The sequence below is a fragment of the Nonomuraea terrae genome, from assembly GCF_044465245.1.
In the GTDB taxonomy this organism is placed as follows: domain Bacteria; phylum Actinomycetota; class Actinomycetes; order Streptosporangiales; family Streptosporangiaceae; genus Nonomuraea; species Nonomuraea terrae.
This window is the reverse complement of record NZ_JBITLL010000002.1, coordinates 374,064-398,729: the sequence shown is the minus strand read 5'-3', so window position 1 is coordinate 398,729 and position 24,666 is coordinate 374,064. Positions and strand designations below refer to the sequence as shown.

28 protein-coding genes are annotated in these 24,666 nt (G+C 71.6%); 15 read left to right on the top strand and 13 right to left on the bottom strand.

Annotated features, from left to right (window positions below; all coding sequences use genetic code 11):
• Positions 1 to 7: 7 nt before the first annotated feature.
• Entirely contained in the window at positions 8 to 451 is a 444-nt protein-coding gene (locus ACIBP6_RS08235) for an SRPBCC family protein (protein ID WP_397050016.1), read from the bottom strand.
• Positions 452 to 701: 250 nt separating this feature from the next.
• Here ACIBP6_RS08235 and ACIBP6_RS08230 point away from each other — a divergent pair, with 250 nt between their 5' ends.
• Positions 702 to 953 carry a Tn3 family transposase gene (locus ACIBP6_RS08230; protein ID WP_397050015.1) on the top strand — a complete coding sequence of 84 codons (252 nt, stop codon included), beginning with the start codon at positions 702 to 704 and terminating at the stop codon, positions 951 to 953.
• A gap of 120 nt (positions 954 to 1,073) precedes the next feature.
• Here the strand turns inward: ACIBP6_RS08230 and ACIBP6_RS08225 are convergent, their stop codons facing one another.
• Positions 1,074 to 1,982, bottom strand: coding sequence for an aminoglycoside phosphotransferase family protein (locus tag ACIBP6_RS08225; protein ID WP_397050014.1), 909 nt, complete (start codon positions 1,980 to 1,982; stop codon positions 1,074 to 1,076).
• 570 nt (positions 1,983 to 2,552) lie between these two features.
• Here ACIBP6_RS08225 and ACIBP6_RS08220 point away from each other — a divergent pair.
• On the top strand, positions 2,553 to 3,413 hold the full coding sequence (locus tag ACIBP6_RS08220; protein ID WP_397050013.1) for a phosphotransferase enzyme family protein: 861 nt from the start codon (positions 2,553 to 2,555) through the stop codon (positions 3,411 to 3,413).
• 696 nt (positions 3,414 to 4,109) lie between these two features.
• On the opposite strand, the gene ACIBP6_RS08215 is transcribed toward ACIBP6_RS08220, so the two are convergent.
• On the bottom strand, positions 4,110 to 5,063 hold the full coding sequence (locus ACIBP6_RS08215) for an aldo/keto reductase (RefSeq protein WP_397050011.1): 954 nt from the start codon (positions 5,061 to 5,063) through the stop codon (positions 4,110 to 4,112).
• Between the two features lie 94 nt (positions 5,064 to 5,157).
• Positions 5,158 to 5,343: a DUF4236 domain-containing protein gene (locus ACIBP6_RS08210; RefSeq protein ID WP_111180310.1), complete on the bottom strand. Its 186-nt coding sequence runs from the start codon at positions 5,341 to 5,343 to the stop codon at positions 5,158 to 5,160.
• Between the two features lie 133 nt (positions 5,344 to 5,476).
• On the opposite strand from ACIBP6_RS08210, the gene purB reads away from it, so the two are divergent.
• The 3 genes from purB to ACIBP6_RS08195 all read left to right on the top strand — a co-directional run bounded on the left by purB (position 5,477) and on the right by ACIBP6_RS08195 (position 9,009).
• Positions 5,477 to 6,907: an adenylosuccinate lyase gene (gene purB, locus ACIBP6_RS08205; protein ID WP_397050009.1), complete on the top strand. Its 1,431-nt coding sequence runs from the start codon at positions 5,477 to 5,479 to the stop codon at positions 6,905 to 6,907.
• Positions 6,904 to 7,638: a GNAT family N-acetyltransferase gene (locus ACIBP6_RS08200; protein ID WP_397050008.1), complete on the top strand. Its 735-nt coding sequence runs from the start codon at positions 6,904 to 6,906 to the stop codon at positions 7,636 to 7,638. Before purB ends, ACIBP6_RS08200 begins: the two co-directional genes overlap by 4 nt.
• A gap of 321 nt (positions 7,639 to 7,959) precedes the next feature.
• Positions 7,960 to 9,009, top strand: a complete 1,050-nt coding sequence (locus ACIBP6_RS08195; protein ID WP_397050006.1) for a DUF4037 domain-containing protein — start codon at positions 7,960 to 7,962, stop codon at positions 9,007 to 9,009.
• Between the two features lie 44 nt (positions 9,010 to 9,053).
• On the opposite strand, the gene ACIBP6_RS08190 is transcribed toward ACIBP6_RS08195, so the two are convergent.
• From ACIBP6_RS08190 to ACIBP6_RS08180, 3 genes are read right to left on the bottom strand one after another with little or no spacing between them, the layout of a single operon-like run.
• Entirely contained in the window at positions 9,054 to 9,851 is a 798-nt protein-coding gene (locus tag ACIBP6_RS08190) for an SRPBCC domain-containing protein (RefSeq protein WP_397050004.1), read from the bottom strand.
• Positions 9,848 to 10,156 carry an ArsR/SmtB family transcription factor gene (locus ACIBP6_RS08185; protein WP_132623954.1) on the bottom strand — a complete coding sequence of 103 codons (309 nt, stop codon included), beginning with the start codon at positions 10,154 to 10,156 and terminating at the stop codon, positions 9,848 to 9,850. Before ACIBP6_RS08185 ends, ACIBP6_RS08190 begins: the two co-directional genes overlap by 4 nt.
• Before the next feature lie 51 nt (positions 10,157 to 10,207).
• Complete coding sequence (locus ACIBP6_RS08180) at positions 10,208 to 10,969, bottom strand: MerR family transcriptional regulator (RefSeq protein WP_397050002.1); 762 nt, start codon at positions 10,967 to 10,969, stop codon at positions 10,208 to 10,210.
• Between the two features lie 663 nt (positions 10,970 to 11,632).
• Between ACIBP6_RS08180 and ACIBP6_RS08175 the strand changes: the two genes are divergently transcribed.
• On the top strand, positions 11,633 to 12,175 hold the full coding sequence (locus ACIBP6_RS08175; protein ID WP_397050001.1) for an ATP-binding protein: 543 nt from the start codon (positions 11,633 to 11,635) through the stop codon (positions 12,173 to 12,175).
• Between the two features lie 187 nt (positions 12,176 to 12,362).
• Positions 12,363 to 14,759: an ATP-binding protein gene (locus ACIBP6_RS08170; protein WP_397049999.1), complete on the top strand. Its 2,397-nt coding sequence runs from the start codon at positions 12,363 to 12,365 to the stop codon at positions 14,757 to 14,759.
• Positions 14,760 to 14,869: 110 nt separating this feature from the next.
• Here ACIBP6_RS08170 and ACIBP6_RS08165 read toward each other — a convergent pair whose 3' ends face one another.
• Positions 14,870 to 15,343, bottom strand: coding sequence for a hypothetical protein (locus ACIBP6_RS08165; RefSeq protein ID WP_397049997.1), 474 nt, complete (start codon positions 15,341 to 15,343; stop codon positions 14,870 to 14,872).
• A 186-nt stretch (positions 15,344 to 15,529) separates the two neighbouring features.
• Here ACIBP6_RS08165 and ACIBP6_RS08160 point away from each other — a divergent pair, with 186 nt between their 5' ends.
• The gene (locus ACIBP6_RS08160; protein WP_397049996.1) at positions 15,530 to 15,883 is read left to right on the top strand and encodes an ArsR/SmtB family transcription factor; all 354 of its coding nucleotides are present in this window, start codon (positions 15,530 to 15,532) and stop codon (positions 15,881 to 15,883) included.
• On the top strand, positions 15,880 to 16,332 hold the full coding sequence (locus tag ACIBP6_RS08155; protein ID WP_397049994.1) for an SRPBCC family protein: 453 nt from the start codon (positions 15,880 to 15,882) through the stop codon (positions 16,330 to 16,332). The genes ACIBP6_RS08160 and ACIBP6_RS08155 overlap by 4 nt, the downstream gene beginning before the upstream one ends.
• On the opposite strand, the gene ACIBP6_RS08150 is transcribed toward ACIBP6_RS08155, so the two are convergent.
• Positions 16,317 to 17,003, bottom strand: a complete 687-nt coding sequence (locus tag ACIBP6_RS08150) for a nucleotidyltransferase domain-containing protein (protein WP_397049992.1) — start codon at positions 17,001 to 17,003, stop codon at positions 16,317 to 16,319. The genes ACIBP6_RS08155 and ACIBP6_RS08150 overlap by 16 nt on opposite strands.
• A gap of 311 nt (positions 17,004 to 17,314) precedes the next feature.
• Here ACIBP6_RS08150 and ACIBP6_RS08145 point away from each other — a divergent pair, with 311 nt between their 5' ends.
• On the top strand, positions 17,315 to 17,545 hold the full coding sequence (locus ACIBP6_RS08145; RefSeq protein ID WP_397049990.1) for a hypothetical protein: 231 nt from the start codon (positions 17,315 to 17,317) through the stop codon (positions 17,543 to 17,545).
• A gap of 3 nt (positions 17,546 to 17,548) precedes the next feature.
• On the opposite strand, the gene ACIBP6_RS08140 is transcribed toward ACIBP6_RS08145, so the two are convergent.
• Positions 17,549 to 18,508 carry a helix-turn-helix transcriptional regulator gene (locus ACIBP6_RS08140; RefSeq protein ID WP_397049989.1) on the bottom strand — a complete coding sequence of 320 codons (960 nt, stop codon included), beginning with the start codon at positions 18,506 to 18,508 and terminating at the stop codon, positions 17,549 to 17,551.
• A gap of 110 nt (positions 18,509 to 18,618) precedes the next feature.
• Between ACIBP6_RS08140 and ACIBP6_RS08135 the strand changes: the two genes are divergently transcribed.
• Positions 18,619 to 19,041, top strand: a complete 423-nt coding sequence (locus ACIBP6_RS08135) for a VOC family protein (protein ID WP_397049987.1) — start codon at positions 18,619 to 18,621, stop codon at positions 19,039 to 19,041.
• 280 nt (positions 19,042 to 19,321) lie between these two features.
• Here ACIBP6_RS08135 and ACIBP6_RS08130 read toward each other — a convergent pair whose 3' ends face one another.
• Complete coding sequence (locus tag ACIBP6_RS08130; protein WP_397049985.1) at positions 19,322 to 19,711, bottom strand: nuclear transport factor 2 family protein; 390 nt, start codon at positions 19,709 to 19,711, stop codon at positions 19,322 to 19,324.
• Between the two features lie 104 nt (positions 19,712 to 19,815).
• On the opposite strand from ACIBP6_RS08130, the gene ACIBP6_RS08125 reads away from it, so the two are divergent.
• The 4 genes from ACIBP6_RS08125 to ACIBP6_RS08110 all read left to right on the top strand — a co-directional run bounded on the left by ACIBP6_RS08125 (position 19,816) and on the right by ACIBP6_RS08110 (position 22,020).
• Entirely contained in the window at positions 19,816 to 20,601 is a 786-nt protein-coding gene (locus ACIBP6_RS08125) for a helix-turn-helix domain-containing protein (protein ID WP_397049983.1), read from the top strand.
• Between the two features lie 183 nt (positions 20,602 to 20,784).
• A complete protein-coding gene (locus tag ACIBP6_RS08120; protein ID WP_397049981.1) occupies positions 20,785 to 21,039 on the top strand; it encodes a helix-turn-helix domain-containing protein in 255 nt (84 codons plus the stop codon).
• A gap of 422 nt (positions 21,040 to 21,461) precedes the next feature.
• A complete protein-coding gene (locus ACIBP6_RS08115; protein ID WP_397049980.1) occupies positions 21,462 to 21,746 on the top strand; it encodes a hypothetical protein in 285 nt (94 codons plus the stop codon).
• A 157-nt stretch (positions 21,747 to 21,903) separates the two neighbouring features.
• Positions 21,904 to 22,020: a response regulator transcription factor gene (locus ACIBP6_RS08110; RefSeq protein ID WP_397049978.1), complete on the top strand. Its 117-nt coding sequence runs from the start codon at positions 21,904 to 21,906 to the stop codon at positions 22,018 to 22,020.
• A gap of 6 nt (positions 22,021 to 22,026) precedes the next feature.
• On the opposite strand, the gene ACIBP6_RS08105 is transcribed toward ACIBP6_RS08110, so the two are convergent.
• Positions 22,027 to 23,064: a tyrosine-type recombinase/integrase gene (locus tag ACIBP6_RS08105; protein WP_397049976.1), complete on the bottom strand. Its 1,038-nt coding sequence runs from the start codon at positions 23,062 to 23,064 to the stop codon at positions 22,027 to 22,029.
• Positions 23,065 to 23,128: 64 nt separating this feature from the next.
• Complete coding sequence (locus tag ACIBP6_RS08100) at positions 23,129 to 24,658, bottom strand: helix-turn-helix domain-containing protein (RefSeq protein ID WP_397049974.1); 1,530 nt, start codon at positions 24,656 to 24,658, stop codon at positions 23,129 to 23,131.
• Between the last annotated feature and the right edge of the window lie 8 nt (positions 24,659 to 24,666).

Genomic DNA, 24,666 nt, shown 5'->3' with positions numbered 1-24,666 from the left:
TGCCGGCCTAGTGGGCGGCGAGGGCTTCGGCGCGTTCCTTGAGTTTCCGGTTCAGCTGGTCGAACTGGGGCGCGAACCTGCTCACCATGGGCCACACCACAGGGGCCATCACTCCGGTGACGGTTTCCCGGTGGAGTACGTGGGTGCCGCCTGCGTCGGGGGTCAGCTCGAAAGCGTGCAGGGAGCTGGCGATGCCCGGCGCGATCACGTTGCTGCGCCAGGCCAGCCGCCGTGGCGGGGTCACCTCCTCGACGGTCGCGCGCATCGGCACGGTGACGGAGCTGCCGGGGATGAAGGTGGTGGGCAGGGTCAGGCGGCTTCCGGCCACCGGTTCGCCGCGCAGCCCGGGGGTGAGGGGGTTCCACTCCGGATATGCCGTGAAGTTCACCAGGATCGCCCATACCTGCTCGGGAGTAGCGGAGATGTGGATCTCCGTCCGGATCTGGCGCATGCCTCACCTCGGGGGTCGTCGGGGGTGTCGATGGCCATCGGCGCATTACACCCTACAGAGAGGAACGATCTTGGAACAGGGGGAACGAGGGGGCGGAGAATCGCCAGGTCACCGGGGGAGCGGTGGGGGCTCCAGGTCACGTGGCCACCGCCCGGCGTTCGCATCCGCGCGTACGCCGGCGGAGGACTCGCTGGAAGTATGCGCCGCCGTATGTGGGACCGCGATTGGTCTGCGTTGCGAACTACGACAGATGATCACATCCGCCATCGCCATCATGCAGAGCACCGCCTCCACCGAGGCGATCCTGCGCCGCTTCACCGAGTCCGCATCTCACCCGACCTACCAGGCCATGCTGGAGGTCGGCCGGGCGCAAAAGACCGTCTTCGTCGCGCGGCATCTCCGCCTGCGCGGGCTCCAGCGGGAGATTCAGGAAGGGCTCAACGTGGTGGAGGCATCCGATGGCGCCGACAGCGTCATCTTCGTCGGCCACCAACCGGCGTGAGGAGCTGGAGATGAGCGTGTCGTGTCTGCGCATACGCGCTGGCCGATCTGGAGTGGGCCCAGCTGCTCAAGCCCGCCGACCGCCGCAGGCGGACCCCCTGTTTCGGCAGCACGTCCAGCCCTACGGCGAGGCCCCCTTCAGGACACGATCAAGTGCCGCCCGGCCTGCAGGTCCCCAGTGCGGCTTGCCGCCGGGGAGGCCCCGATCTCCGTTCTGCCCCATGAGCATCAGGAAGAGGCTCTTCATGGCGGCCAGCCCGCGGGCGCGCCTGATCGCCGCCTCGTCCGCGTGCGCGTACGCGTCGAAGAACCGTGCGGCGGTGCCCTCGGGGAGCAGCACCCACGCGGCGCCGAGGTCCCACGCCGGATCGCCGGCGGACAAGGCACCGAAATCGATCACGCCCGAGAGCGTCCCGTCCGAGACGACGACATTCGCCGGATGGAGGTCACCGTGCACCCACACCGGCGGACCCTCCCACTCGGGGGCCGCGACGGCATCGGCCCAGACGGCCCGGACGGCGCGGACATCGCCGACGGCGTCGGGGTCAATGGCCTGCAAGAACTGCTCGAAGCCGCCCGTGCACCTCTTGGGGTGAGCACCGAGGTCCGAACTGGCCGGGGCCTCGGCGGGCGCCTCCACATGGAGCGCCCTGAGGAAGGCCGCCAGCGTGTCGGCCGCGTGGGCGCCGCGGCTGATCGAGCCGTGGTCCAGCGGCTCGCCGGGAACCCACGTCATCACGGTCCAGTGCCTGGGGAAGCGCTCGGACGGTTCGCCGAACCGCACCGGGGTCGGCACCGGGAGCGGCAGGCGCGGGGCCAGCACAGGCAGCCACCGCCGCTCCTTGAGCTGGAGCTCCGGAGTGGGGTCCATGCGCTGCATGCGCACGGCCAGCTCGTCCCCGAGGCGCCACATTTGGTTGCCCCAGCCGCCCGCCACCTCGCGGATGGCCAGCCCCGCAAGGTCTGGATGTTGCTCCTGCAGCAGGTCGCGGACCAGGTCTGAGGTGATCTCAAGCTCGGTGTCGGTCATGCGAAGTCACAGTACTGAGGCGGCAGGCGGAGCGGCTCTCGCTCTCCGGAGCATCTCGCTGTGATTCCTCAGGCATCACCGATTCGGTTGCAGAAAGCCGCAGATCGGAGGCTTTGGGACGAACAGCCCTATAGTTCAGAGAATCCTGTATTCGGTGCCCACTCTGGCGCATCGACCCGGTCCGGCAGCTTCGGCTCCAGGAGATCCGCGACAACCCGCTCGCCCGCATCACCGCAGCCCAACGCGACGGCCGGACCGGCGAAGCCGAAGGGCTCCACGTCAGCCTCGCCGCCGCCGAAGCCAGGTCGACGGACTCATCGCCCGCCGCAACGCCGCCGTCGATCTGGGCATGCCCACCTATCGCGACCTGGCCCAGACCCCACCTCCTCTCAGGAGAGCCCCGCGGGCGGTGGCGGTCGACGAGTCGGTGTGGTGGATGAGGACCTGGATCCACACGTCGAGGCGCGCGCGGGGGGCGGGCCTTCAACACCGGCGGGTCGGCCACGTCGAGCCGATGCTCGCGAAAAGACGTCGACCGGCTGCCCTCGGCAGCGGTAACGTCCTGGGTCGATGTGGAGCGAAGCACGACCGCCGACGACGACCCAGGTCCGCGACGCCTTCGGTGTCGAGGTGGGCGAGCTGCGGCCGCATCCGGGCGGGTTCGAAGCGGATGCGTTCACCGACGGGCGCTGGTTCGTGAAACTTTGGCGTCAGCAGGCCGACAGCGACGCCGGTCTGGCGCTGACCGCTGAGTTGGCAGCCCGGGGCGTCCCCGTTCCTGCGGCGGAGCGAGCACTTGACGGCTCGTACACCTCCGAGCACCAAGGCCGGCGCTACGCGCTGTTCCCGTTCGTCGACGGCCGCCAGGGAACGTGGAACGACGCTGACGCGATCGCGCGGGCGATGCGCGCCGTGCACGAGATCCCCGACCTCGTCCTGCCCCGCACCGATATGGACGAGTGGTGCATCGAGGCGCTGCGCGACCGTCACGACCACCCGTGGATCGTCGACCGCCGCGACGAGGTCATGGCCAACGTCGACCGGCTCGAAGCGGTGATCGAACGGGCACGCGCGATCGACGTGCCCCACGTCGTGTGCCACCACGACCTGTTCCCTCACAACGTGCTCGTTGACCGCGACGGTCGCATCGCGGCGCTGCTCGACTGGGGTCACGCGATGCTGGCGCCGCGCGAGCACGATGTGTTCGCCGCCTTGTGCGGGCCCGACCCTGTGCGCTTCCTGCGCGCCTACAGCGCGGAGCGACTCGACCCCACCCACCTGGAGTACGCCCGGCTCGCCCGCTCGCTGCGCGACCTTGCGGTTCGCGTCTACAACGAGGTCGACCTGGAGGGCGTCAACACCTGGGGTTTCGACGGGTTGCGCCGAGTGGACGCCGATCTCGCGCTCTCCCGGCCTTTCTGCGATCGCTGAGGCGCGATGCGTCGATCGACGAGATTGCGGCGCGATCGACGCCGGATCACGGTTCTGGGTCGGCTCATTCCGCTGGCGGGGTGTTCGAGTTCGTCGCTGAGCAGGCGGGCCCGCCAGGTCAGCGCCATCCGCGCGGTCGGCGTCCCGGCGCAGCAGATCAGGTTCACCACCGATCGCGCCCAGGCGTCGCCGAGCTCTGCGACGGCGCCGAGGCGGTCGTCACCGCCGTCCGGACCTGGCCACCGGCTCCGCCCTGGACGACGCGGCGCCGGCGGCGTTCCTGGCGAGAACGGCAACCTTCTGGGAGCCGGCGGCAGACATTTCGGCGGACCTCACGGCGCGACGCGATGGGCTTCACGGCCCTGGCCGGCAAGGGGCCGGCGTTAGGAAATCTACAATGTAAAGGCGGTGGACTGGCGACCCCCTTGGTCCACGCTGACCAGACCGACCAACAAGATCGTCAGACGACGAACCCGGATCCCCAGAGGTCTCGTGCTGTGCGCCATCGCCGGGGCGGCCATTAACCCCTACGGCCGCAGCCGAGACATGATCACGGGCCGCCGTCACCACCCCGCGGAGCGATTCGCCGCCGACATGGACGCCGCCCTCGAAGGCATTGCCGTGGAGAGCGACATCCGCTGCGCGACCCCAGATGGCGGCACGTCGGCCGGTTGCTCAGGATGGCCGTCTGACAGCTCACATGCCTTCGGGGGTGGGGCCGGAGATGGGGGCGGCGCCGGACATGATGCGGTTGATCTCGGCGAGGTCGTCCTGGCCGAGGGTGAGGTCGGCGGCGGTGAGGCTCTCGTCGAGGTGACGGGGGTTGCGTGCACCGACGATGGCGACGTGCACGTCCGGGTGGGCGAGCACCCACGCGATCGCGAGCTGGCCGACGGTGGCGCCGAGGCGTTCGGCGTAGCGGCGGAGTTCGGCGACGATCTCGAGGTTGCGCAGGAAGCCGGGGCCGGTGAAGTCGGGGCTCTGGGAGCGCCAGTCGTCGTCGGGGAAGGTGGTGTGCTCGTCGAAGCCGCCGCCGAGCAGGCCGTGTGCGAGGGGTCCGTAGGCGAGCACGCCGAGGTCGTGCTCGGCCGCGTACGGCAGCACGTCGGCTTCGATGTCGCGGTGGAACAGGTGGTAGGGAGGCTGGAGGGTCTCCACGCCGGGGAAGGCGCGCAGGTGGTCGGTGTCGAAGTTGGAGACGCCGACGTGCCGGATCAGTCCTTCGGTGACCAGGTCCCGCAGGGCTTGGGCGCTGTCGGCGAGCCGGGTGCCCGGGTCGGGCCAGTGCACCTGGTAGAGGTCGATGTGGTCGGTGCCGAGGGCTTCCAGACTGGCTTCGACGCCTTGGCGCAGCCAGGCGGGGCTGGAGTCGCGGACGAGGTCGTCGCCGTCCATGCGCAGGCCGCCTTTGGTGGCGATGACGACGTTGTCGCGGTCGCCGTCGAGTGCGCGGCCGAGGATGCGTTCGGCGATGCCGAAGCCGTAGCCCTGGGCGGTGTCGAAGAAGGTGACGCCGCGGTCGCGGGCGTGACGGATGGCGTCGATGGCCGCGGACTCATCGACTTTGCCCCAGTCGCCGCCGAACTGCCAGGTGCCGTAGCAGATGGGGCTTACCTGGAGTTCGGTGCGGCCCAGCCGTACCTTGTCCATGGTGTCGTCCCTTCCCGGGCTTTTTCCATGAACGGCTAGGCATATGGCAAAAAATGGGGATACGACGGTGAATGTCGTATCCCCATGGGGTCGGTCAGCGGCGGCCGACGGTCTTGCGCCAGTGGAAGCCTCCGGGCAGGTTGACCGAGAGCGTACGGCGGCCGTCCGCCGTACGGGTCACCCGGAACAGCCGGTTGCCCCAGCTGTGACCCACACCGCCGCGGGAGAGGTTCAGCCGGAACGGGCCGAACTTGAGCGACTTGCGGTAACTCAAGCCCATATCGCACTCCTCATTGCGTTTCGTGGGAGTCCTTCGTCTACCCCGCCAGAGCGCGATATATCGGGTTGAGTCAAGGAAAGGCCAAGCGGGTCGCGTCCGGACACGCGGCGCCGGGTGCCTACACTTGTCGGACGTGACTTCCAAGCCGCGTATCCCCGATGTCCTGGCCGCCCGCTACGCCTCGCCGGAGCTGGCCCGCCTGTGGTCGCCCGAATACAAGATCGTCGCGGAGCGGCGGCTGTGGCTGGCGGTGCTGAAGGCGCAGGCCGAGCTGGGGATCGCGGTGCCCGAGGGCGCCGTCGCCGACTACGAGAAGGTCGTCGAGCAGGTCGACCTCGACTCCATCGCCGCCCGTGAGCGGGTCACCCGCCACGACGTCAAGGCGCGGATCGAGGAGTTCAACGCCCTGGCCGGGCATGAGCAGGTGCACAAGGGCATGACCTCGCGCGACCTGACGGAGAACGTCGAGCAGCTGCAGGTGCGCGACAGCCTGCTGCTGGTGCGCGACCGGGTGGTGGCGCTGCTGGCCCGACTGGCCCGCCTGGCCGCCGAGCACGAGGCCACCGTCATGGCCGGGCGTTCCCACAACGTGGCGGCGCAGGCCACGACGCTGGGCAAGCGGTTCGCCACGGCGGCCGACGAGCTGCTGGTGGCCCACCGGCGGCTGGAGGAGCTCATCGCCCGCTATCCGTTGCGCGGCGTCAAGGGCCCGGTCGGCACCGCCCAGGACATGCTCGACCTGCTCGGCGGCGATCGCGGCAAGCTGGCCGAGCTGGAGGGACGGGTGGCCGCCCACCTGGGGTTCGAGCACCGCTTCACCAGCGTCGGGCAGGTCTACCCGCGTTCGCTGGACTTCGAGGTGGTCACGGCGCTGGTGCAGCTGGCGGCGGCGCCGTCGTCGCTGGCCAAGACGATCCGGCTGATGGCCGGGCACGAGCTGGTCACCGAGGGGTTCAAGGAGGGGCAGGTCGGTTCGTCGGCGATGCCGCACAAGATGAACACCCGCTCCTGCGAGCGCGTCAACGGCCTGGCCGTGGTGCTGCGCGGCTACGCCTCCATGGTGGGTGAGCTGGCCGGCGACCAGTGGAACGAGGGTGACGTGTCGTGCTCGGTGGTGCGCCGGGTGGCGTTGCCGGATGCGTTCTTCGCCTTCGACGGGCTGGTGGAGACGATGCTGACGGTGCTGGACGAGTTCGGCGCCTTCCCGGCGGTGATCGCCGCCGAGCTCGACCGCTACCTGCCGTTCCTGGCGACGACGAAGATGCTGATGGCGGCGGTGCGGGCCGGGGTGGGGCGCGAGCAGGCGCACGAGCTGATCAAGGAGCACGCGGTGGCTGCGGCCCTGGCGATGCGCTCGCGCGGCGCGGCCAACGCGCTGCTGGACCTGCTGGCGGGCGACGCCCGCTTCCCGCTGGACCGCGGGCGGCTGGAGGCGCTGCTGGCCGACCGGGTGTCGTTCACCGGGGCGGCGGCCGACCAGGTGCGGGAGGTGGTGCGCCAGGTGGAGGACGTCGTGGCGGCCTTCCCCGAGGCGGCGGCGTACCGGCCGGGGGCGATTCTGTGATCCGTGAGCTGCGCCAGGAGGCGGAGCTGCGGGCGGCGTGCGGGGACGACGACCTGGTGATGTGGACGGCGCAGGGCCTGAGCGGCGGCGCGCGGGCCTGGGCGCTGGGCGAGGCGGTGGTGGCCGGCAGCCGGGAGGTGTCGCGGCGTGACCGGCTGGCGGTGTGGGGTGACGCGTCGTCCGCGGTCGGCCTGGTACGGCACGCGCTGGCCGAGCTGGGGCCGCGGTTCAGGCCGTTCGGGGAGCTGGAGCTGATGCGTGAGGTGACGGCCAAGCTCGACGACGTGCAGGAGAGCGGAAGGTTCTCGTGGATGAGCCTGCCCGCGTACGGCGGCGATCCGGTCGCCGGCGTGGGCTGGCTGGCGGACGCGGACGCGGAGGTGAGCGCGCTGCTGGCGCGGGACGCACCGGAGTCGTACGCGGTGCCGGGGGCGCCGGGTGTGCGCCGGTGGGCGGGGCTGCGCGAGGGCGGGGTGCTGGCCGCGGTGGCGGCGGACGCGTGGTCGGCGCCGACGGTCGGGCTGCTGGCGGGGGTGGCGACGCGGGCGTCGTTCCGCGGCCGGGGGCTGGCCGAGCGGGTGTGCCGGTGGGTGTCGGCTCAGCTGGTGGCCGCGCACGGGCGGGCGGCGCTGATGGTGGACGACGACAACGCCGCGGCCCTCGCGGTGTACGAGCGGATCGGCTACCGCCGGCGCCCGGTGATGGCCGCCCACGTCGGCCGGAATTCCTGAAGTCATCGCGAGCGCCGCTGCTGTCCTCAGGCGATCGCGAGCGCCGCGCCGGTGATGAATGCGGCTTCGTCGCTCAGCAGGAACGCCGCGAACGCCGCGACCTGGTCCGGCCGGGGCGATCCGTCCGGCCGGGTGCAGCGCCGCGGCGGCGCGCAGGGACTCCTCCGGTGTCGGCCCGCGTCAGCGGCGTGTCGACGCCGCCGGTGACCAGGGCGTTGGCTGGACTCGCGGACGGTCTTCGACGCCCGCTGAGCCGCTGGGCCGCGCCCCGCGTTAAATCGGGTGAGGTTCCGGCGGCCCTGGTGCAGAGTTGTCCGCGTGATGTCCGATTTCGTCCCAGGTATCGACCTGTCCAGGGCCTTCTACGGTGAGGTGGTGGCGCCGCTGGTGTCGGGTGTGGAGCACAGCGCGGCGCTGGTCGGGCCGGGGTCGGAGGTGCTGGCGTTCGACACCGCCCGCTCCACCGACCACGACTGGGGTCCGCGCGTGCTGGTGTTCGTGGCGCCCGAGCGGGTCGCGGAGGTCGAGGCGAAGGTCGTGGCCGGGCTGCCGGAACGGTTCCGGGGTCTGCCGACCGTCTTCGAGTACCGCGAACGCACCCGGCCGGGTGTCACGGTGACGGATCTGGGGTCGTGGCTGGTGGGCGAGCTGGGGTTCGACCCGCGGGCCGGGGTGTCGCTGCTGGACTGGCTGTCGGCGCCGTGGCAGCGGCTGGCCGAGGTGACGCGGGGTGAGGTGTTCCACGACGGCCTGCCGGGTGCGGGCCTGGAGTCGGCCAGGGCGGCGGTGCGCTGGTATCCGGATGACGTGTGGCGGTACGTGCTGGCCTGTCAGTGGCGGCGGATCGCGCAGGAGGAGCCGTTCCCCGGCCGGTGCGCGGAGGTGGGCGACGAGCTGGGCTCGGCCGTGGTGGGGGCGCGGCTGGCGCGGGAGGTGATGCGTCTGGCGCTGCTGCTGCGGCGGCGTTACCCGCCGTACGGGAAATGGCTGGGCAGCGCGCTGGCGCGGCTGCCGGGGGCGGCGGAGCTGCGGGAGGCGCTGATGGCGGCGGTGGCGGCGCGTTCGTGGCGGGAGCGTGAGGCGGGGCTGTCGGCGGCGTACGCGCGGCTGGCGGCGCTGCAGAACCGGATGGGGCTGGCCGCGCGGCTGGACGAGGAGGTGCGCGGGTTCCACGATCGGCCGTTCCGGGTGATCGGCGGGGACCGGTTCGCCGAGGCGCTGATGGCTGCGGTGCGGGATCCGGTGGTGCAGGGGCTGCCGCTGGTGGGGTGCGTCGATCAGTCGTCGGATTCGACGGACCTGCTGGTGGTGCCGGCGCGGGCGAGGGCGATGACGGCGGCCGTTCTCGGCCTTGAGAAATCTACTTTGTAAAGGGCCTCTGTTTGGGCGCGATCCGCGCCCAAACAGAAACACCCTCAAGCAACGAGAGAAGCCGCCAGCGCTTCGACGTGGACGCGCCAGGCGGCGAGGGTGGCGGTGTCGCCCGTGTGCGTGATGATCAGGCGTGGCCCCTGGCCGGTGCCCTGGGCGAGCTCCCAGCGGACGGTGCCGGCGGGCACGTCGTACTCCAGGAGTTTGGCCGGTTCGGCGCGGGTGACGGCGCCGGGTGTCAGGCCGGGGATGGTGAACGGGGCGGGCGGGGGGTCGCCCGGGGTGGCGCGGTCGCCGTCGAGGAGCCGCCAGACCTCGTCGGCGGGGCGGGTGAGCTGGCGTTCGACGCGGACTCCGCTGTCGTGGACGGTGGCGGAGGGCAGGCCGAGGATGTCGATGTAGTCCTCGTGGAGGCGGCGGGATTCGGCGGGGTCGTGTTCGGCGGGCTGGTGGGTGTCGCGTCCGTCGAGATGGGCGTGCATGGCGCGGATGCAGGTGTGCCAGCCGGCGGCGAAGCTGGCGGCGCCGTGTCGGTCGGTGAAGGTGTGGGTGAAGGTGAGCAGGGTGCCGCCTTGGTCGTCGGGTTGGAGTTCCCAGCGCAGGTGGTCGTCGTCCCAGGTGTGGGCGAACAGGTGGGGTGGGTCGTGGTCGGTGACGCGGCCGTCGGGGCCGAAGCCGTAGGTGACGCGGTCGCCGTCGATGGTGACGGTGGTGGGGAACCAGGCGGCGAGGTGTTCGGGCTCGGTGATGGCGCGCCAGACCTTTTCGGGTGGGTGGGGCAGGCGGCGTTGCATGGTCAGGGTGGTGCGGCCGTCGGGGTGGAGGGTGAGGGTTTCGTTCATCGGTCGTCCTCCATGGTGTCGAGGTGGTGTTCGAGGCGGTCGAGGGTGGTGTTCCAGAGTCGGCGGTAGGGGGTGAGCCAGGCGTCGATTTCGGCGAGGGGTTGGGGGCGGAGTTCGTACCAGCGGCGTTGGGCGTCCTTGCGGACGGTGACGAGTCCGGCTTGGCGGAGGATGCGCAGGTGTTTGCTGGTGCCGGGTTGGGTGAGGCCGAGGTGGTGGGTGAGTTCGGTGACTTGGTGGGGGCGTTGGAGGAGGAGGTCGAGGATGCGGCGGCGGGTGGGTTCGGCGAGGACGTCGAAGGGCATGGCCGCGAATATACCGCTCTGGTTATATGCCTGCAAGGGCATGTAGTGGGGTCAGGGGGTGTGGCGGCGGGCGTTGGCGTGGATGGCGTGGCGGAGGTAGGCGGCGAGGCCGGGGGTGACGGCGTCGTGGACGGCGGTGAAGCGGGGGTCTTGGACGTACAGGTCGCCGAGGCATCGGTGGAGGTCGTGGCCGCAGTCGTAGAACCAGCGGGTGATGTGGCCGCGGTGGCGTTCGGCGAGGTCCATGGCGTGGGGGCTGTCGGGTGGCAGGCCGGCTTGGCAGGCGGCGGCGAGGTCGTCGTTGAGCGCTGAGGTTTCGGCTTTGATCTTGAGCCAGTCGGCTTTGGTGTAGGAGGCGACGCGGCGGCGGCTTTCGGCGTGTTCGGGGGTGTGTCCCCAGCGGCGTTCGACTTCGGGTTCGTGGTCTTCCGGGCGGAACCGGCCGAAGATGTCGAAGCGTTCGGCGGGGGTGAGGGTGATGTCGGTGGTGCGGGCTTGGAGGGCGCGTTCGACGGCGGCGATGACCTGGTGGAGGCGTTCGGCTTGGCGGGTGAGGAGTTCGTGCTGGCGGCGCAGGTGGGTGAGTTCGTCGGTGTGGGGGTGGTCGAGGATGACGGCGATCTCGTCGAGGGGGAAGCCGAGTTCGCGGTAGAGGAGGATGTGCTGCAGGCGGATGAGGTCGGCGTCGGTGTAGCGGCGGTAGCCGGCGTGGGTGCGTTCGCCGGGGGTGAGCAGGCCGATCTCGTCGTAGTGGTGCAGGGTGCGTACGGTGACGCCGGCGAGGCGGGCGACCTGTCCGACGGAGAGGCTCATGGGCTCCACTGTGCCGGGTGACGTTGGGTGAGGGTCAAGCTGGACTCTCCCCTTGGGGGAGGGGCTCATGCTGGGGTGCGTGGATGAGGAGTTGCTGCCGATCGGGCAGTTCGACGGGGTCGGGTGAGCCTGGCGGGGCGCAGCATGTGGCGGTGATCGGGGCGCTGTATGCGGTGGCGGCGGGGATGGGTGGTCCGTCGGAGCCGTTAGAGGGGTTGTGGTGGGCGGAGGGACGGTCCGGCGTTGGAGGTGCCACGGGAGGGCGGTGGCATGTGCTGCTGCCGCTGGCGGGGCAGCCGGAGGCGTGGTCGCTGGATCGGGCGCGGGTGGGGGTGTGGTGGATCGGGTGCGGGTGTCGGTGTTCACGGAGGGGAGTGTGTGGAGGTGGTGCATGAGGGGCCGTACAGCGAGGAGCATGTGTCGTTGAGGGTGATGGAGGAAGTTCATGGCGGCGCGTGGTCTGGTGGTGAACGGGCCGCATCGTGAGGTTTATCTGACGCCGTTCACGGATCCTCGGCCGCGGACGGTGCTGCGGCAGCCGGTGTGTCCTGGGTAGTGGAAATTAGGTACCCGTATGGGGATTTTTGTCCTCTTTCTGTGGTGTGGTTACGGGCAGGCTGACGGTGGTGAAGCGATATCCGCCGACCAGCGAGGACGATCAGCATGTGCCATGATCAGCCTGCCCGCCTGTCCATGGACGACGGAGACCGCGACAGGCGCCCTCCGCAGGCGCGCCAGGACACGTGCCGGAGCACCACGACGGCGCAGGGCGCCGACGGGCAGCAGCCGGAGGCCTGCTCGGTGGCGGGGGCGACGTGGACGTTGCCGCCGTGGCCGGTGTCGGTGACGTGGGCGCGTCATCTGGTGCGCGGTCAGTTGCTGGTGTGGGGCTGGAACCAGGCGTGCGATGTGGCCGAGCTGCTGGCCAGTGAACTGGTGACGAACGCGGTGCGGCACGCGGCGGGGCTGGTGCTGCTGACGCTGTGGGTGGTCGACGGGGTGTTGCGCTGCGAGGTCGGTGACGGCTCGCAGCAGCTGCCGGTGCGGCACGCGGCCGCCGAGGACGACGAGGGCTGGCGCGGGCTGGCGCTGGTGGAGGAGCTGTCGGCGGCGTGGGGCAGTTCGTCCACCCGGTGGGGCAAGGTCGTGTGGTTCGAGATGCCGCTGTCCGGCGGGCCGTGTGAACGGGCTGCGGCTTTCGGGTAGGGGCGGACGGTCAAGGTTCGGCGGCGGGCTGGTCAAGGTGTGGCCGCCGCCGCGTCATGCGCTGTCCAAATATCGCCGTGGCTTCTTGACCGGCATCCCCACGGGCCGTGACCTGCGCATACTCTGGGTGCCTACGTCGGGGTGACGGCGCTCATGGTGACCCGCCGGCCTTGTCGTACGAGACACGATGACAGCGGGGACGACCAACGCCTCCCGGGGGCGCCACAACGACAGGCTCCCGGCCGAGGTGACCAGTTTTGTCGGGCGTCGGCACGAGGTGGCCGAGGTCAGGCAGCTGCTGGCCGCGTCCAGGGTGGTGACGCTGGCCGGCATGGGCGGGGTGGGCAAGACGCGGCTGGCGTTGCGGGCCGGTCATGAGATGCGGCGCGCCTTCCGCGACGGGGTGTGGCTGGTGGAGCTGGCCTCGCTGACGTGCCCGGCGTCGCTGGCGCACGCGGTGGCCGAGGCGCTGGAGATCCGCGACGAGACGACGGATCCGCGGCTGGCGGTGGTGGCCGAGCATCTGCGCGGCAAGCAGGCGCTGATCATTCTGGACAACTGCGAGCATCTGCTGGATGCGTGCGCGGTGTTGGCGGAGACGTTGCTGCGGGCGGCGCCTGAGGTGCGGATCCTGGCTACCAGCCGGCAGGCGCTGGGCATCGCGGGGGAGCAGGCGCTGGCGGTGCCGCCGCTGTCGCTGCCGGGCGAGGATGAGTCGTCGTCGGTGGAGGAGCTGACGCAGAACGAGGCGGTGCGGCTGTTCGCCGAGCGGGCGCGGGCGGTGCTGCCGTCGTTCGCCGTCACCGAGGACAACGGCGAGGTGGTGCGCAGGATCGTGCGCCGCCTGGACGGGTTGCCGCTGGCGATCGAGCTGGCGGCGGTGCGGTTGCGGGCGTTGTCGCCGCGGCAGCTGCTGGAACGGCTGGATGACCGTTTTCGCCTGCTGACGGCGGGGTCCAGGGCCGTGCTGCCCCGGCACCGGACGTTGCGGGCGCTGATCGACTGGAGTTACGGCCTGTGTTCGGACAAGGAACGGCTGCTGTGGCAGCGGGCGTCGGTGTTCGCCGACGGCTTGGATCTGGAGGCGGCGGAGGCGGTCTGCTGTGGGGACGGGATCGCCCGCGAGGAGGTCGTCGACCTGGTGATCGGCCTGGTGGACAAGTCCGTGCTGTTGCGCGAGGACCACGCGGACGGCGGCGTACGGTATCGGATGCTCGACACGTTGCGGGCCTTCGGCTGGGAGCATCTGGCCTTCGCCGGCGGGCGGGAGGCGTTGCGGGCCCGGCACGCCGGTTATTACCGCGAGCTGGCGGCTCGGGCGCGGGAGAAGTTGTTCGGGCCGGCGCAGCTGGCGTGGTTCCGGCGGTTGCAGGCCGAGCATGCGAACCTGCGCGCGGCGCTGGAGTGGTCGTTCGCGACGCCGGGCCAGTACGGCGCCGGCGTGGTGATGTCGGCCGACCTGCTGTATCACTGGATCACCAGTTATTACCTGGCTGAGGGCCGGCACTGGCTGGAGCGGGCGCTGGCGAGCGGTGCGGGCCCGCCGGTCGAGCGCGGGCGGGCGTTGTGGGCGGCGGCGTGGTTGGCGCTGGTGCAGGCGGACCTGCCGGCCGCGCACGCGATGCTGCGGGAGGGCCGCCGCATCGGTGAGCGGCTGGGCGATGAGTCGCTGCTGGGTTTCGTGACGATGTTCTGCGGGATGGCCGCCATGGTCGAGGGCCGGCCGCGGGAGGCGATCGTGTGCTACCGGCAGGCTCTGGAGCTGCACCGTGTCTCGGGTGATCCGGTGGCGTTGGCGCTGACGTTGACGCGGTTGTCGCTGGCGCATTCGTTCCTGGGGGAGTCGGCTCCGGCGGTGGCGGCGGCGCAGGAGTGCCTGGCGGTGTGTGAGGCGTACGGTGAGCGCTGGCACAAGGCGTACACGCTGACGGCGCTGGGTGTGGAGCTGTGGCGGCAGGGCGAGCTGGAGCGGGCCACGGAGCTGGAGCGGGCGGGCCTGGACTACAACCGGTCGATGGGCGATGTGCTGGGTGAGGCGCTGACGATCGAGGTGCTGGCGTGGATCGCGGCTTCGCGCCGGGAGTACCAGCGGGCGGCGCGGCTGCTGGGCGTGGTGAGTGGTGTGTGGGGGATGGTGGGGGCGGCGTTGTCCGGGTACGGGCATCTGGCCGGTTACCACGACGCCTGTGAGCGGCGTACGCGTGAGGCGCTGGGCGGTGTGGCGTTCGAGGCGGCGGTGCGGCGTGGCGCGGGGATGGAGCGTGCGGAGGCGGTGGCGTACGCGCTGCGGGAGGGGCGGGCCGCTCCGGACGGCAGCAGGGCGGGGCCGGGTGATGGGCCGCTGACGCGGCGGGAGGCGCAGATCGCCCGGTTGGTGGCTCAGGGGATGACGAACAAGGAGATCGCGGCGTCGCTGGTGATCGCGCAGCGGACCGCGGAGGGGCATATCGAGCACATTCTGACCAAACTGGGGTTCAATTCGCGGGCGCAGATCGCGGTGTGGGTGGGGCAGCGCAAGCGGGAGGGCGATGGGGTGGAGGAAAGGCAGGCCGGCGGGCGGTCTCCTGATGAGGAGCCGCCCTGAGGCCGGCCTGCCCCGGGGGAGGTCTTGGCGGGGGTGAGGGGGAGGGACGGCCGGAACCGGCCCGGTGAGATGGTGACCGCCGGGTCCGGCCGCCACGACGTGCCTGTCGGTCAGGGCGGGGCCTGTGCGGTGCCGGTGGGCAGTTCGAACCAGGCGACCTCGCCGGCGACGCCGCCGCAGCATGCCGGCGGCGCCGGCCGGGTGTCGTGGTGGTGGTCGTGGGTCGAGGGCGCGCCGGCGTTCTCCACTTCGCAGCGCAGGAATCCGTCGGTCAGGCCGAGTGCGAGCCTGATGGTGGCGGCGCCGTGTTCCAGAGCCTGGCCGACCAGGTCGGCCACGAGCAGGGAGGCGGCCTCGGCGTGCTCGCTCAGGCCCCAGGAGTTCAGCCGGGCGGCGGTCATCCTGCGGGCGGTGGGCACGGCGGAGGGCCGTGCCGACAGCAGCCAGGAGACGTCGTGGCCGTGCCCGGCCCATCCGGCGCGTACGGCGAGGCCGTGGCTCATCGCCAGGAACGTGTTCCAGGACGGCGGCCGCCAGGGCGGTTTCGGCTGGAGGCCGGGCGGATGTCGCTGCTTGGTGTGCACGTCGTTCCTTCCCCCAAAGGTTGACGGTACGACTCCAGGATGCTCCGTGCTGCCCCCGCCGAAGGACGGGACAAATCCCTATGTCGCTACCTATTAGCCACACAGGTAGTGCCGCGCGTGGGTTCGCGTCCCCGAAACTTAAGCAGCTGATTGACTATCTCGGCGAGGGCCCGGATACTTAAGCATGTGACTAAGTATTCGGAGTCGTTGGACCGGGCGTTCCACGCCCTGGCCGACGAGACCCGCCGGGCCATCGTGGCGCGGCTGGTGCGCGGACCGGCCACGGTGAGCCGGCTGGCCGAGCCGCTGGACATGTCGCTGCCGGCGGTGATGCAGCACCTTCACGTGCTGGAGAGCGCCGGCCTGGTCACGTCCGAGAAGACCGGCAGGGTCCGTACCTGTCAGATCGAGCCGCGCACGTTGCGCGCGGCCGAGGAGTGGCTCGCCGGCCAGCGCACCTCCTGGGAGCAGCGCCTCGACCGGCTCGACGACCTCCTCACCCAGCGGCCGCCCGCCGACCAGGAAGGAACCACCTCATGACCGTCACCCACGCCACCTTCACCCTCCAGCGCACCTACCCGGCCGAGCCCGCGAAGGTGTTCGCCGCCTGGGCCGACCCGGAGACCAAGGCCCGCTGGTTCGCTCCCGGAGGCGGGCACGAGCTGGAATTCCGCGTCGGCGGCCGGGAGATCAACCGCAGCCCCGCCGGCGAGAGCGGCAAGCCGCTGACGTTCGAGTCCTGGTACCGCGACATCGTCGCCGGCAGCCGCATCGTCTACACCTCCTGCCTGTACGGCGGCGACGACCTGGCCACGGTGTCGCTGACCACGGTCGAGTTCGCCCCGGCCGACGACGGCACGCTGCTCACGCTCACCGAGCAGGCGACGTTCCTCGACGGACGCGAGGATCCCAGCTGGCGGCGGCAGGGCACCGGCGACTGGCTCGACGCGCTCGGCGCCGAGCTGCGGGGAGCTCAGGATCGGAGGTGAGCCAGCCACCGATGCTCGGGCCGCACCGTGCCGAGCGACTGCGCCAGCCATGAGCGCCGGCCCGCGGTCAGGGCCGGCAGGAGAGCGAAGAGGTCCTGCTCGTCGCGAGGCCGCAGCACGTCGTTCGCGGTCCGCGCCTCGGCGGCGGTGAGGTGTCCCCCGGCTTTGAAGAACAGCACGACTTCCGGGACGGCCGTCGGCAGCCCCCAGCGGGACGGCCGGACACCACGGTGCAGCGGGACGGCGATGCCGTGTTCACGGTTGAGGATCCAGTCGTCGCCGGAACGCTCGTTGAGCAGGAACTCGAACTCGAAGGCCGGGTGCGTCAAGTCCGCCGAGGTGGACAGCGGGCTGCCGCGCTCGGGGACGTGGATGTGGGCGGGCAGGTCGAGGTGCCGGCCGTCCCAGTGCTCGGTGGTGTCGCCGGGCACGTTGGGGTCGTGACCGACCAGCGCCCAGCCGGGGAAGTGTTCGGCGATGGCGCGCTGGTCGGGGTGGAAGACGGCGATGTCGACATCCCCGTGATCGCGCGTCTGCCGGCCGAGCCACGCGTCGGCGGCCCACCCGCCGCACAGCACCCACGCCGGGCCGAAACCGTCGAGCAGATCGCGCACGTACGCGACGGCCCGCGGCACGGGCGCCGCCGTCTCGCGGGAAAAGTGTTCGTCCACCGTGTGATGGTCGGCCGCCCTTCTCGCGCGCCGCAACCGGTTTACGCTCCGACAGGCGCCGTCCGCAACTGATCGCTGACCGGCCGGTACCAGCCGCCGACCTGTCGGTCACGCGGCGGGCCGTGTCCAAGCGCGTGGCCGCTGGAGCGCGGTCTCGGCATCGTCGCGTTCACCCGCACGGCCCCGCCGGGTGCGGCTCACCCTCGACGCGTTCCTGCCGCACGCCCGTGAGCCGCCTCCGTACGACCGGGCGCCACGCGTCGACGTGCCGAACCCGCGCATCGCGCCGGCGGTGGCGCTGCACGGCTTTCATGGCGCGCACCCGGGCATCGAGCTGGACGTCGCCACGCTCCCGGACGCGGACGCCGCGAGGGGCGCGCGACCGCTACGTGTGGCCGGCCTCCCAGGACCTGCGCCGCATCGCCCTGCGGGCTCCGGCGCCGCTCTACCCGCATGCGCTCGCGCCCATCCCGCTCTCGCGGCGCTGCGCCGCCACCTGGGGGATGCGTCCCCCCGACGTCGCGGGACGCCTGCCCGGTTGACCGTCAGGGGTTCGCGGCGTCGGCGTAGCGGCGGGCCAGCCGGGCGAAGGCGGCCTTGAGCTCGGCCGGGCCGACGACCTCGATGGCGGCGTCGAACCTGCCGATGGCGGCGGCCAGGCCCGTCCACGACCATGAGCCGAGAACGAGCCGGCACCGGCCGGGGCCGAGCGGTTCGACGACTCCGTCGTGGGTGTAGGCGGAGACGGCGGCGGCGGGCAGGTCGAGGACGACCTCGCCGCGGCAGGGCCAGCCGGGCGAGCCGTCGGAGCCGCGGAACCTGCCGGTCACGAAGGCGGCCACGTCGCCGCCGGGCAGCTCGCGCGGGGTGAAGCGGGGCCCTGCCGGGGTGCGCGGGGTGATCCGGTCGGCGCGGAAGGTGCGCCAGTCCTCGCGGTCGAGGTCCCAGGCGACGAGGTACCAGCGTCCGCCCCAGGTGAGGAGGTGGTGGGGCTCCGCCCGGCGCGGCGGGGCGTCCTCCCCTTCGGGGGCGTAGCCGAAGCGCAGCACTTCGCGGGCGTGCACGGCGGCGCCGAGCGTCATGAGCACGCCGCTGTCGGCCTGCGGGCCCGCCGCCCGCGGTTCGACGGCGGTGACGTGGAGGGTGTCGATGCGGTGGCGCAGCCGTGCGGGCATGACCTGCCGGACGGTGGTCAGCGCGCGTGCCGCGGCCTCCTCGATGCCGGCGCCGGTGGTGGTGGCGAGCTGGAGCGCGACGGCGAGGGCGACGGCCTGCTCGTCGTCGAACAGCAGCGGCGGCAGCTCCGTGCCGGCCTGGAGCCGGTAACCGCCGTCGGGTCCTTTGTAGGCCGCGATGGGATAGCCGAGCTCGCGCAGCCGGTCGACGTCGCGTCGCACGGTGCGCGGGCTGACCCGCAGCCGTTCGGCCAGCAGGGCGCCCGGCCAGTCCCGGCGCGCCTGCAGCAGCGAGAGCAGCGCCAGCAGTCGCGCTGAGGTCTTCGGCATGCTCCCCATCCTGCCGCAAGTAGCGGCCACTTCCTGGCCTGTTCCCCTGCGACTGTTGTCCCGCGCCGGACGGCCGTCCGGTGACGATCATCGACGCTCAGGAGCCGACCATGTCCGTCACGTCCGTGACTCATCTGAACTTCCGCGGCGACGCCCGCGCGGCGCTGGAGTTCTACCGGTCCGTGTTCGGCGGCGACCTCGCCGTCGTCACCTACGAGGACGCCGGGAACGTGCACGACCCCGCCGAGGCGGACCACGTCATGTGGGGCCAGGTGGTCGCCGGCAACGGCTTCCGCGTGATGGCCTACGACGTGCCCGCGCGGATGCCGTGGGAGCGGGGCGAGAACTCGTTCTTCGTCTCCCTGCGCGGCGAGAGCACACAGGAGATCACCGCGTACTGGGAGAAGCTCTGCGCCGGAGCGAGCATCGTGCGGCCGCTCGCGGCCGCGCAGTGGGCTCCCCTGTACGGGATGCTCCAAGACCGCTACGGCATCGTCTGGGTCGTGGACGTCGCCGCCGGACACCAGGGCTGACCGTTCCAGCCGATCGCCGAGGGCCTGTACGCCCGCACGCGCGGATCTCCCGGATGCGCCGCCGCCTCGGAGGCGAAGACCTGCTCCGGTACGGTTCCGCCGGCTGCTCGCCGATCCCGGCGACATCGACGCGCACCGGTTCGGACGGCTCCGGCGCTCCTGCCGCGGCAGCCTCGAAGGCCGGCATGACGGTGGGATCGCCGGGCCGGACGGCAGGGGCATCGGGCTGTCCCTCGATGCCCCTGCCCTTCCCGGCAGCGGCTCCCGGTTCGTGGCCGGGTCAATGATCAGCGGATTCCCACCACGTCAGGTTGGCGGCCGCCTGGTTCACCGGCTCGATGATCTCCCATGCCTCGGCGATCAGCCCGTCGTCGAGCCGCCAGATGTCGACGACGGCGATTTCCGGCTCTGCACCGGGCAGCCGGCGTCTCGAGTGCATCACCACGTGATCGCCGTCGGCCAGCACGTGCTGGATCTCGACGTGCATGCCGGCGAGCGGGACGAGCGCGGCGCCTACGGCGGCGAGCCATTCCGCCTTGGTCTTCGAGGTCGCGTCCGGCCGGTGGTGGGCGAAGTCGTCGCTCAGCAGTGGCGCGAGCGCATCGACGTCGCCGGTCGCGACCAGTGCCGTCAGCGCTCGCTGGACGATGCTCTTGTTGTCTGTGGTCATGTCGTGCGTAGTCACAGGTCAGCAGTGTTCCCGCCGTTCGTGGGGGTTGTCGATGACATGGCATGTCATGGCGTCCGGCTCGCGGAGGAGTAAGGTCAGCGGTCATGGACTCGGTCGGGCAACTGTTGCGGCAGTGGCGGCATCGCCGGCGGCTCAGCCAGCTGGATCTCGCGATCGCCGCCGACGTCTCGGCCCGTCACGTCAGCCTGGTGGAGACCGGGAAGTCCAACCCGAGTGCCGACATGATCCTCCGGCTCGCCGACCAGCTGGATGTGCCGTTGCGTGAGCGCAACCGGCTGTTGCTCGCCGCCGGCTTCGCTCCCCGCTATGCCGAGCGGCCGCTCGACGGGGAGGCGCTGCCGGCGGTCCGGGACGCGATCGCCCGGGTGCTGCGTGCGCACGAGCCGTACCCGGCGCTGGTCATCGATCGCCGGTGGAACATCGTGATGAGCAATCGCGCCATCGACGCGTTCCTCACCGGCGTCGACCCCGACCTGCTGCGGCCGCCGATCAACATGGTGCGGCTGGGACTGGACCCACGCGGGCTCGCCCCTCACCTCGTCAATCTGGCGGAGGTCCGCTCGCTGCTGCGTACCCGGATCGCGCGGCAGCTTGCCACCGCTGCCGACCCCGAGCTCACCGCGATCTACGAGGAACTGCTGGCGCCCCACGCCGAGGAGGTGATCCACCCGATCGAGTCCGAGGTCGTGATCCCGATGATCTTTCGCTTCGGCGGGCGAGAGCTGCGGCTGTTCTCGACCACCACCACGTTCGGCACCCCGACGGACATCACCCTGGACGAGGTCGCGATCGAGTCGTACTACCCGGCGGACGCGGAGAGCGCCGCCTACTTCACCACCTCCGGCGCCGACGCTCGAGCCGACGCGTAGCCACCTGCCCCACGGCCCTGCACGGCCCTGCCCCATGGCCCTCGCCGCCAAGGGCACCCGCTGGATCGCCGGCATCGTGCCGGACACCACCGGCGGCGCGTGCCTCTGCCCCGGATGGGCCCGCCGCCCACGGGGACGCATCGGCCGGGCCGGTATTTCTATTCGCAGGTATAGAGTGAAGACATGGTGCGACCTCCGCTGACCCCCGAAGAGCGGCTCCGCGGCGAGCAACTCGGTCTGGTGCTGCGCCGGGCCCGAGGCGAGCGCAGCATCGTCGAGGTCGCCGCCGCGGCCGGCATGTCCGCCGAGACCCTCCGCAAGATCGAGACCGGCCGCATCGCCACGCCCGCGTTCTTCACCATCGCCGCGCTCGCCGACGTGCTGGGCATCTCGCTCGACCAGCTCGCCCACCACATCACGCCGACACCCACCCTGTAACGCTCCTCAAGGCGTCTGCCCGGATGGGCGATGCCCGTGTATCGTCCATCCGCCGCCGAATGGGACCCTTCGCAGGTTTCGCCGGCCGCCCGCCTCCCCGCACGCTCGGTGCGAACCCATCGAGCGGCAGGGAGACCACCCGTGACACTGAGCCGCGTCGGCGAACGCGACCGCCTGCTCGCCCCCGATGTGGCCCGAGGCGTCAGGCTCGCGCTGATCGCCGTCGCCAATTCCGCCCTCTTCCTGTACGGCCGGCCGTACAGCATCCGGCAGCACGTCATCGAGCACGGCCTCGCCGACCGGGTGGTGTCCGCGGTGAGCCGTTCGTGGACGCCCGCGCCCACCCGATGTTCGCCGCCCTGTTCGGTTACGGCATGGCGCAGATGTGGAACCGGCGGCGCGACGACGCCTAAGGCCGGGCGGTGCTCAGGCGGCGCGGCCGGGGGCTGCTGGCGTTCGGCGCCGCCCACGGGCTGCTGCTGTTCCCCGGCGACGTGCTCGGCCTGCTCGGGCTCCTGATGTGCCGGCTGATGCGGGTGCGGGGCCGAATGCTGCCCGCCACCGCCGCGGCGTGGCTCGTCCCCGTCGCGGTGATCTCCGCGCTCGTGTACGGCGGCCCGTCCGGTACGACGCAGCGGGCGTACCTGTGGTCGCTCGCCGTGCCGGACCGATGGCGGCGCCGGCGCTGCGGCAGCTGGAGTGGATGATGACCCCGTTCGGGGATGACGGGCGCGGTCACGGCCGCGCTCGTGGGCGTGTGGGCGGGCCGCCGCTCGCTGCTGTCCCACGCGGACACGACGGTGCTGCGGCGCGCCGCCGCTGCGGGGCCGCTCATCGCGGGGGCCGAAGGAGACGGCCGCCGCGATGTTCGTCAGCGAGACCACCGTCAAAACCCACCTGGCGCACATCTACGCCAAACTCGGCGTCCGCGACCGCGCCTCGGCCGTGGCCGCCGCCTACAGCCGCGGCCCGCTCACCTGAGCCCGCTCACCCCTCCGGCGCGGGCCGCTCGCGCAGCAGCGGGTGCGTGCGCATCGCCACCTCCAGCTCGCCCGGCAGCTCGTCGCGGTAGCGGCCCAGCGTCGACAGGTCACTGTGGCCCAGCACCCGCCGCACCGCGTCCATGTCGACCGCGTCGGCCAGCAGATGCGTCGCCGTCGTATGGCGCAACCCATGAGGCGTCACCGAGCGCCGCTGATCGGGCGGCACCCGCCGCTGCACCCGGTCGATCACCGCCTGCACGTCACCGCGCGCCAGCCGCCGCCCCCGCCACGACAGCAGCAGCGCCTTGTCGGCCACCCGCGGCCGCCCCCGCTCCAGATACGCCTGCAACACCTCGGCGACGTCGCCCGGCAGCGGCACGTCACGCGTGCGGCCGCCCTTGCCGAAGATCCGCCAGTAGCGCACCCCGTCGTTGGTGAAGAAATCCTCCACGTTGGCCCGCACCAGCTCCGACACCCGCGGCCCCATCGTGGTCAGCAGCAGCACGATCACCGCGTCGCGCAGCTCGGTGCGCTGGTCGCGGCGCTTGCTCCGCTCCGGCGGCGCCTGCGGCAGCTCCCGCGCCGCTCCGACCAGGCCCTGCGCCTGCTCACGCGTCAGCGCCCGCCGCTCCGGCCGCAGCCCGCCCCGCTGCCTGGCCGTCACCGTCGAGCGGGTCATCGGGTTGAGCTGCACCCAGCCGGCCAGCGTCGCGTGCTTGAACAGCGCCGAGATCGACCGGCGGAACCGCGCCTGCGACGACGGCGACTGCCCCGCCCCCGCCGAGTCTCCCGCCGTACCGCCCGCCCGGCGCCCGTCCGGTTTGCGGGCGAACGCCACCAGGATCGCGTCGACGTCGGCGCCGGTCAGGTCGTCCAGCACCGTGCCGTCGCCGGCCAGCTCCACCAGCGTCGCCACGTCACGCGCGTACACCTCCGCCGTCGCCGGCGACAGCGCGCCCGTCAGCGTCTTGGCCCGCACCAGCTCCACATAACGGTCGGCCGCCTGCGCCACGGTGATGCGCTCCAGCTCAGCAGGCCGCACCCGCCACCCCCTTCTCCCACGGAAGATCCAAGGACGACGGTAGCGGCCCGCACCGACAGAAAAATCAGATGTCGCGGAACGTCTCGATACGCGCGCCCAGCGCGTTCAGCCGTTCGGCGAGATCCTCGTAACCGCGGTTGATCACGTACACGTTGCGCAGCACCGACGTGCCCTCGGCCGCCATCATCGCCAGCAGCACCACCACCGCCGGGCGCAGCGCCGGCGGGCACATCATCTCCGCGCTGCGCCAGCGCGTCGGACCCTCCACCAGCACCCGATGCGGGTCCAGCAGCTTCACCGACGCCCCGAGCCGGGTCAGCTCCGTCAGGTAGATGGCCCGGTTGTCGTAGACCCAGTCGTGAATCAGCGTCGAACCCTGAGCCGAGGCCGCGATTGCCGCGAAGAACGGCACGTTGTCGATGTTCAGCCCCGGGAACGGCATCGGGTGGATCTTGTCGATGGGGGAGATCAGTTTCGACGGCCGCACCGTCAGGTCGACCAGCCGGGTGCGGCCGTTGGCCGCCGGATACTCCCGCCCCCGGTCGTGATCCAGACCCATCTCCTCCAGCACCGCCAGCTCGATCTCCAGGAACTCCACCGGCACCCGGCAGATCGTCAGCTCCGACGACGTCACCACGGCGGCGGCCAGCAGGCTCATCGCCTCGACCGGGTCCTCGGAGGGGGAGTAGTCGACGTCACGCTCGATGTGCGGCTGCCCGTGCACCGTCAGCGTCGTCGTCCCGATGCCCTCCACCCGGACGCCGAGCTGCTCCAGGAAGAAGCACAGGTCCTGCACCATGTAGTTGGAGGAGGCGTTGCGGATCACCGTCACCCCGTCGTGACGGGCCGCGGCCAGCAGCGCGTTCTCCGTCACCGTGTCGCCCCGCTCGGTCAGCACGATCGGCCGCGACGGCGCCGCCCCGCGGTCCACCTGCGCGTGGTAGAAGCCGCCGGTCGCGGTGATGTCGAGCCCGAAGTGCCGCAGCGCCGACATGTGCGGCTGCACCGTACGCGTGCCGAGGTCGCAGCCGCCCGCGTACGGGATCTGGAACTGCTCCGTGCGGTGCATCAGCGGACCCAGGAACATGATCACGCTGCGGGTGCGGCGGGCGGCGTCGGTGTCCATCGACTCCAGCTCCAGCCGCGCCGGAGGCACGATCTCCAGATCGCTGCCCTCGTTGATCCACCGCGCCCGCACCCCGATCGAGGCCAGCACCTCGAGGATCCGGTAGACCTCCTCGATCCGCGCCACCTTGCGCAGGATCGTCCGGCCGGAGTTGAGCAGCGACGCGCACAGCAGCGCCACGCACGCGTTCTTCGACGTCTTGACGTCGATGCTGCCCGACAGCCGGCGGCCGCCCACCACCCGCAGATGCATCGGCCCGGCATACCCCAGGGAGACGATCTCGCTGTCGAGCGCCTCACCGATCCGGGCGATCATCTCAAGACTGATGTTCTGGTTACCGCGCTCGATCCGGTTCACCGCGCTCTGGCTCGTCGCCAGAGCGTCGGCCAGCTGAAGCTGTGTCCACCCGCGATGCTGGCGGGCGTCCCGGATCAGCCGGCCGATCCGCACAAGATAGTCATCTGCCACAACAGCAG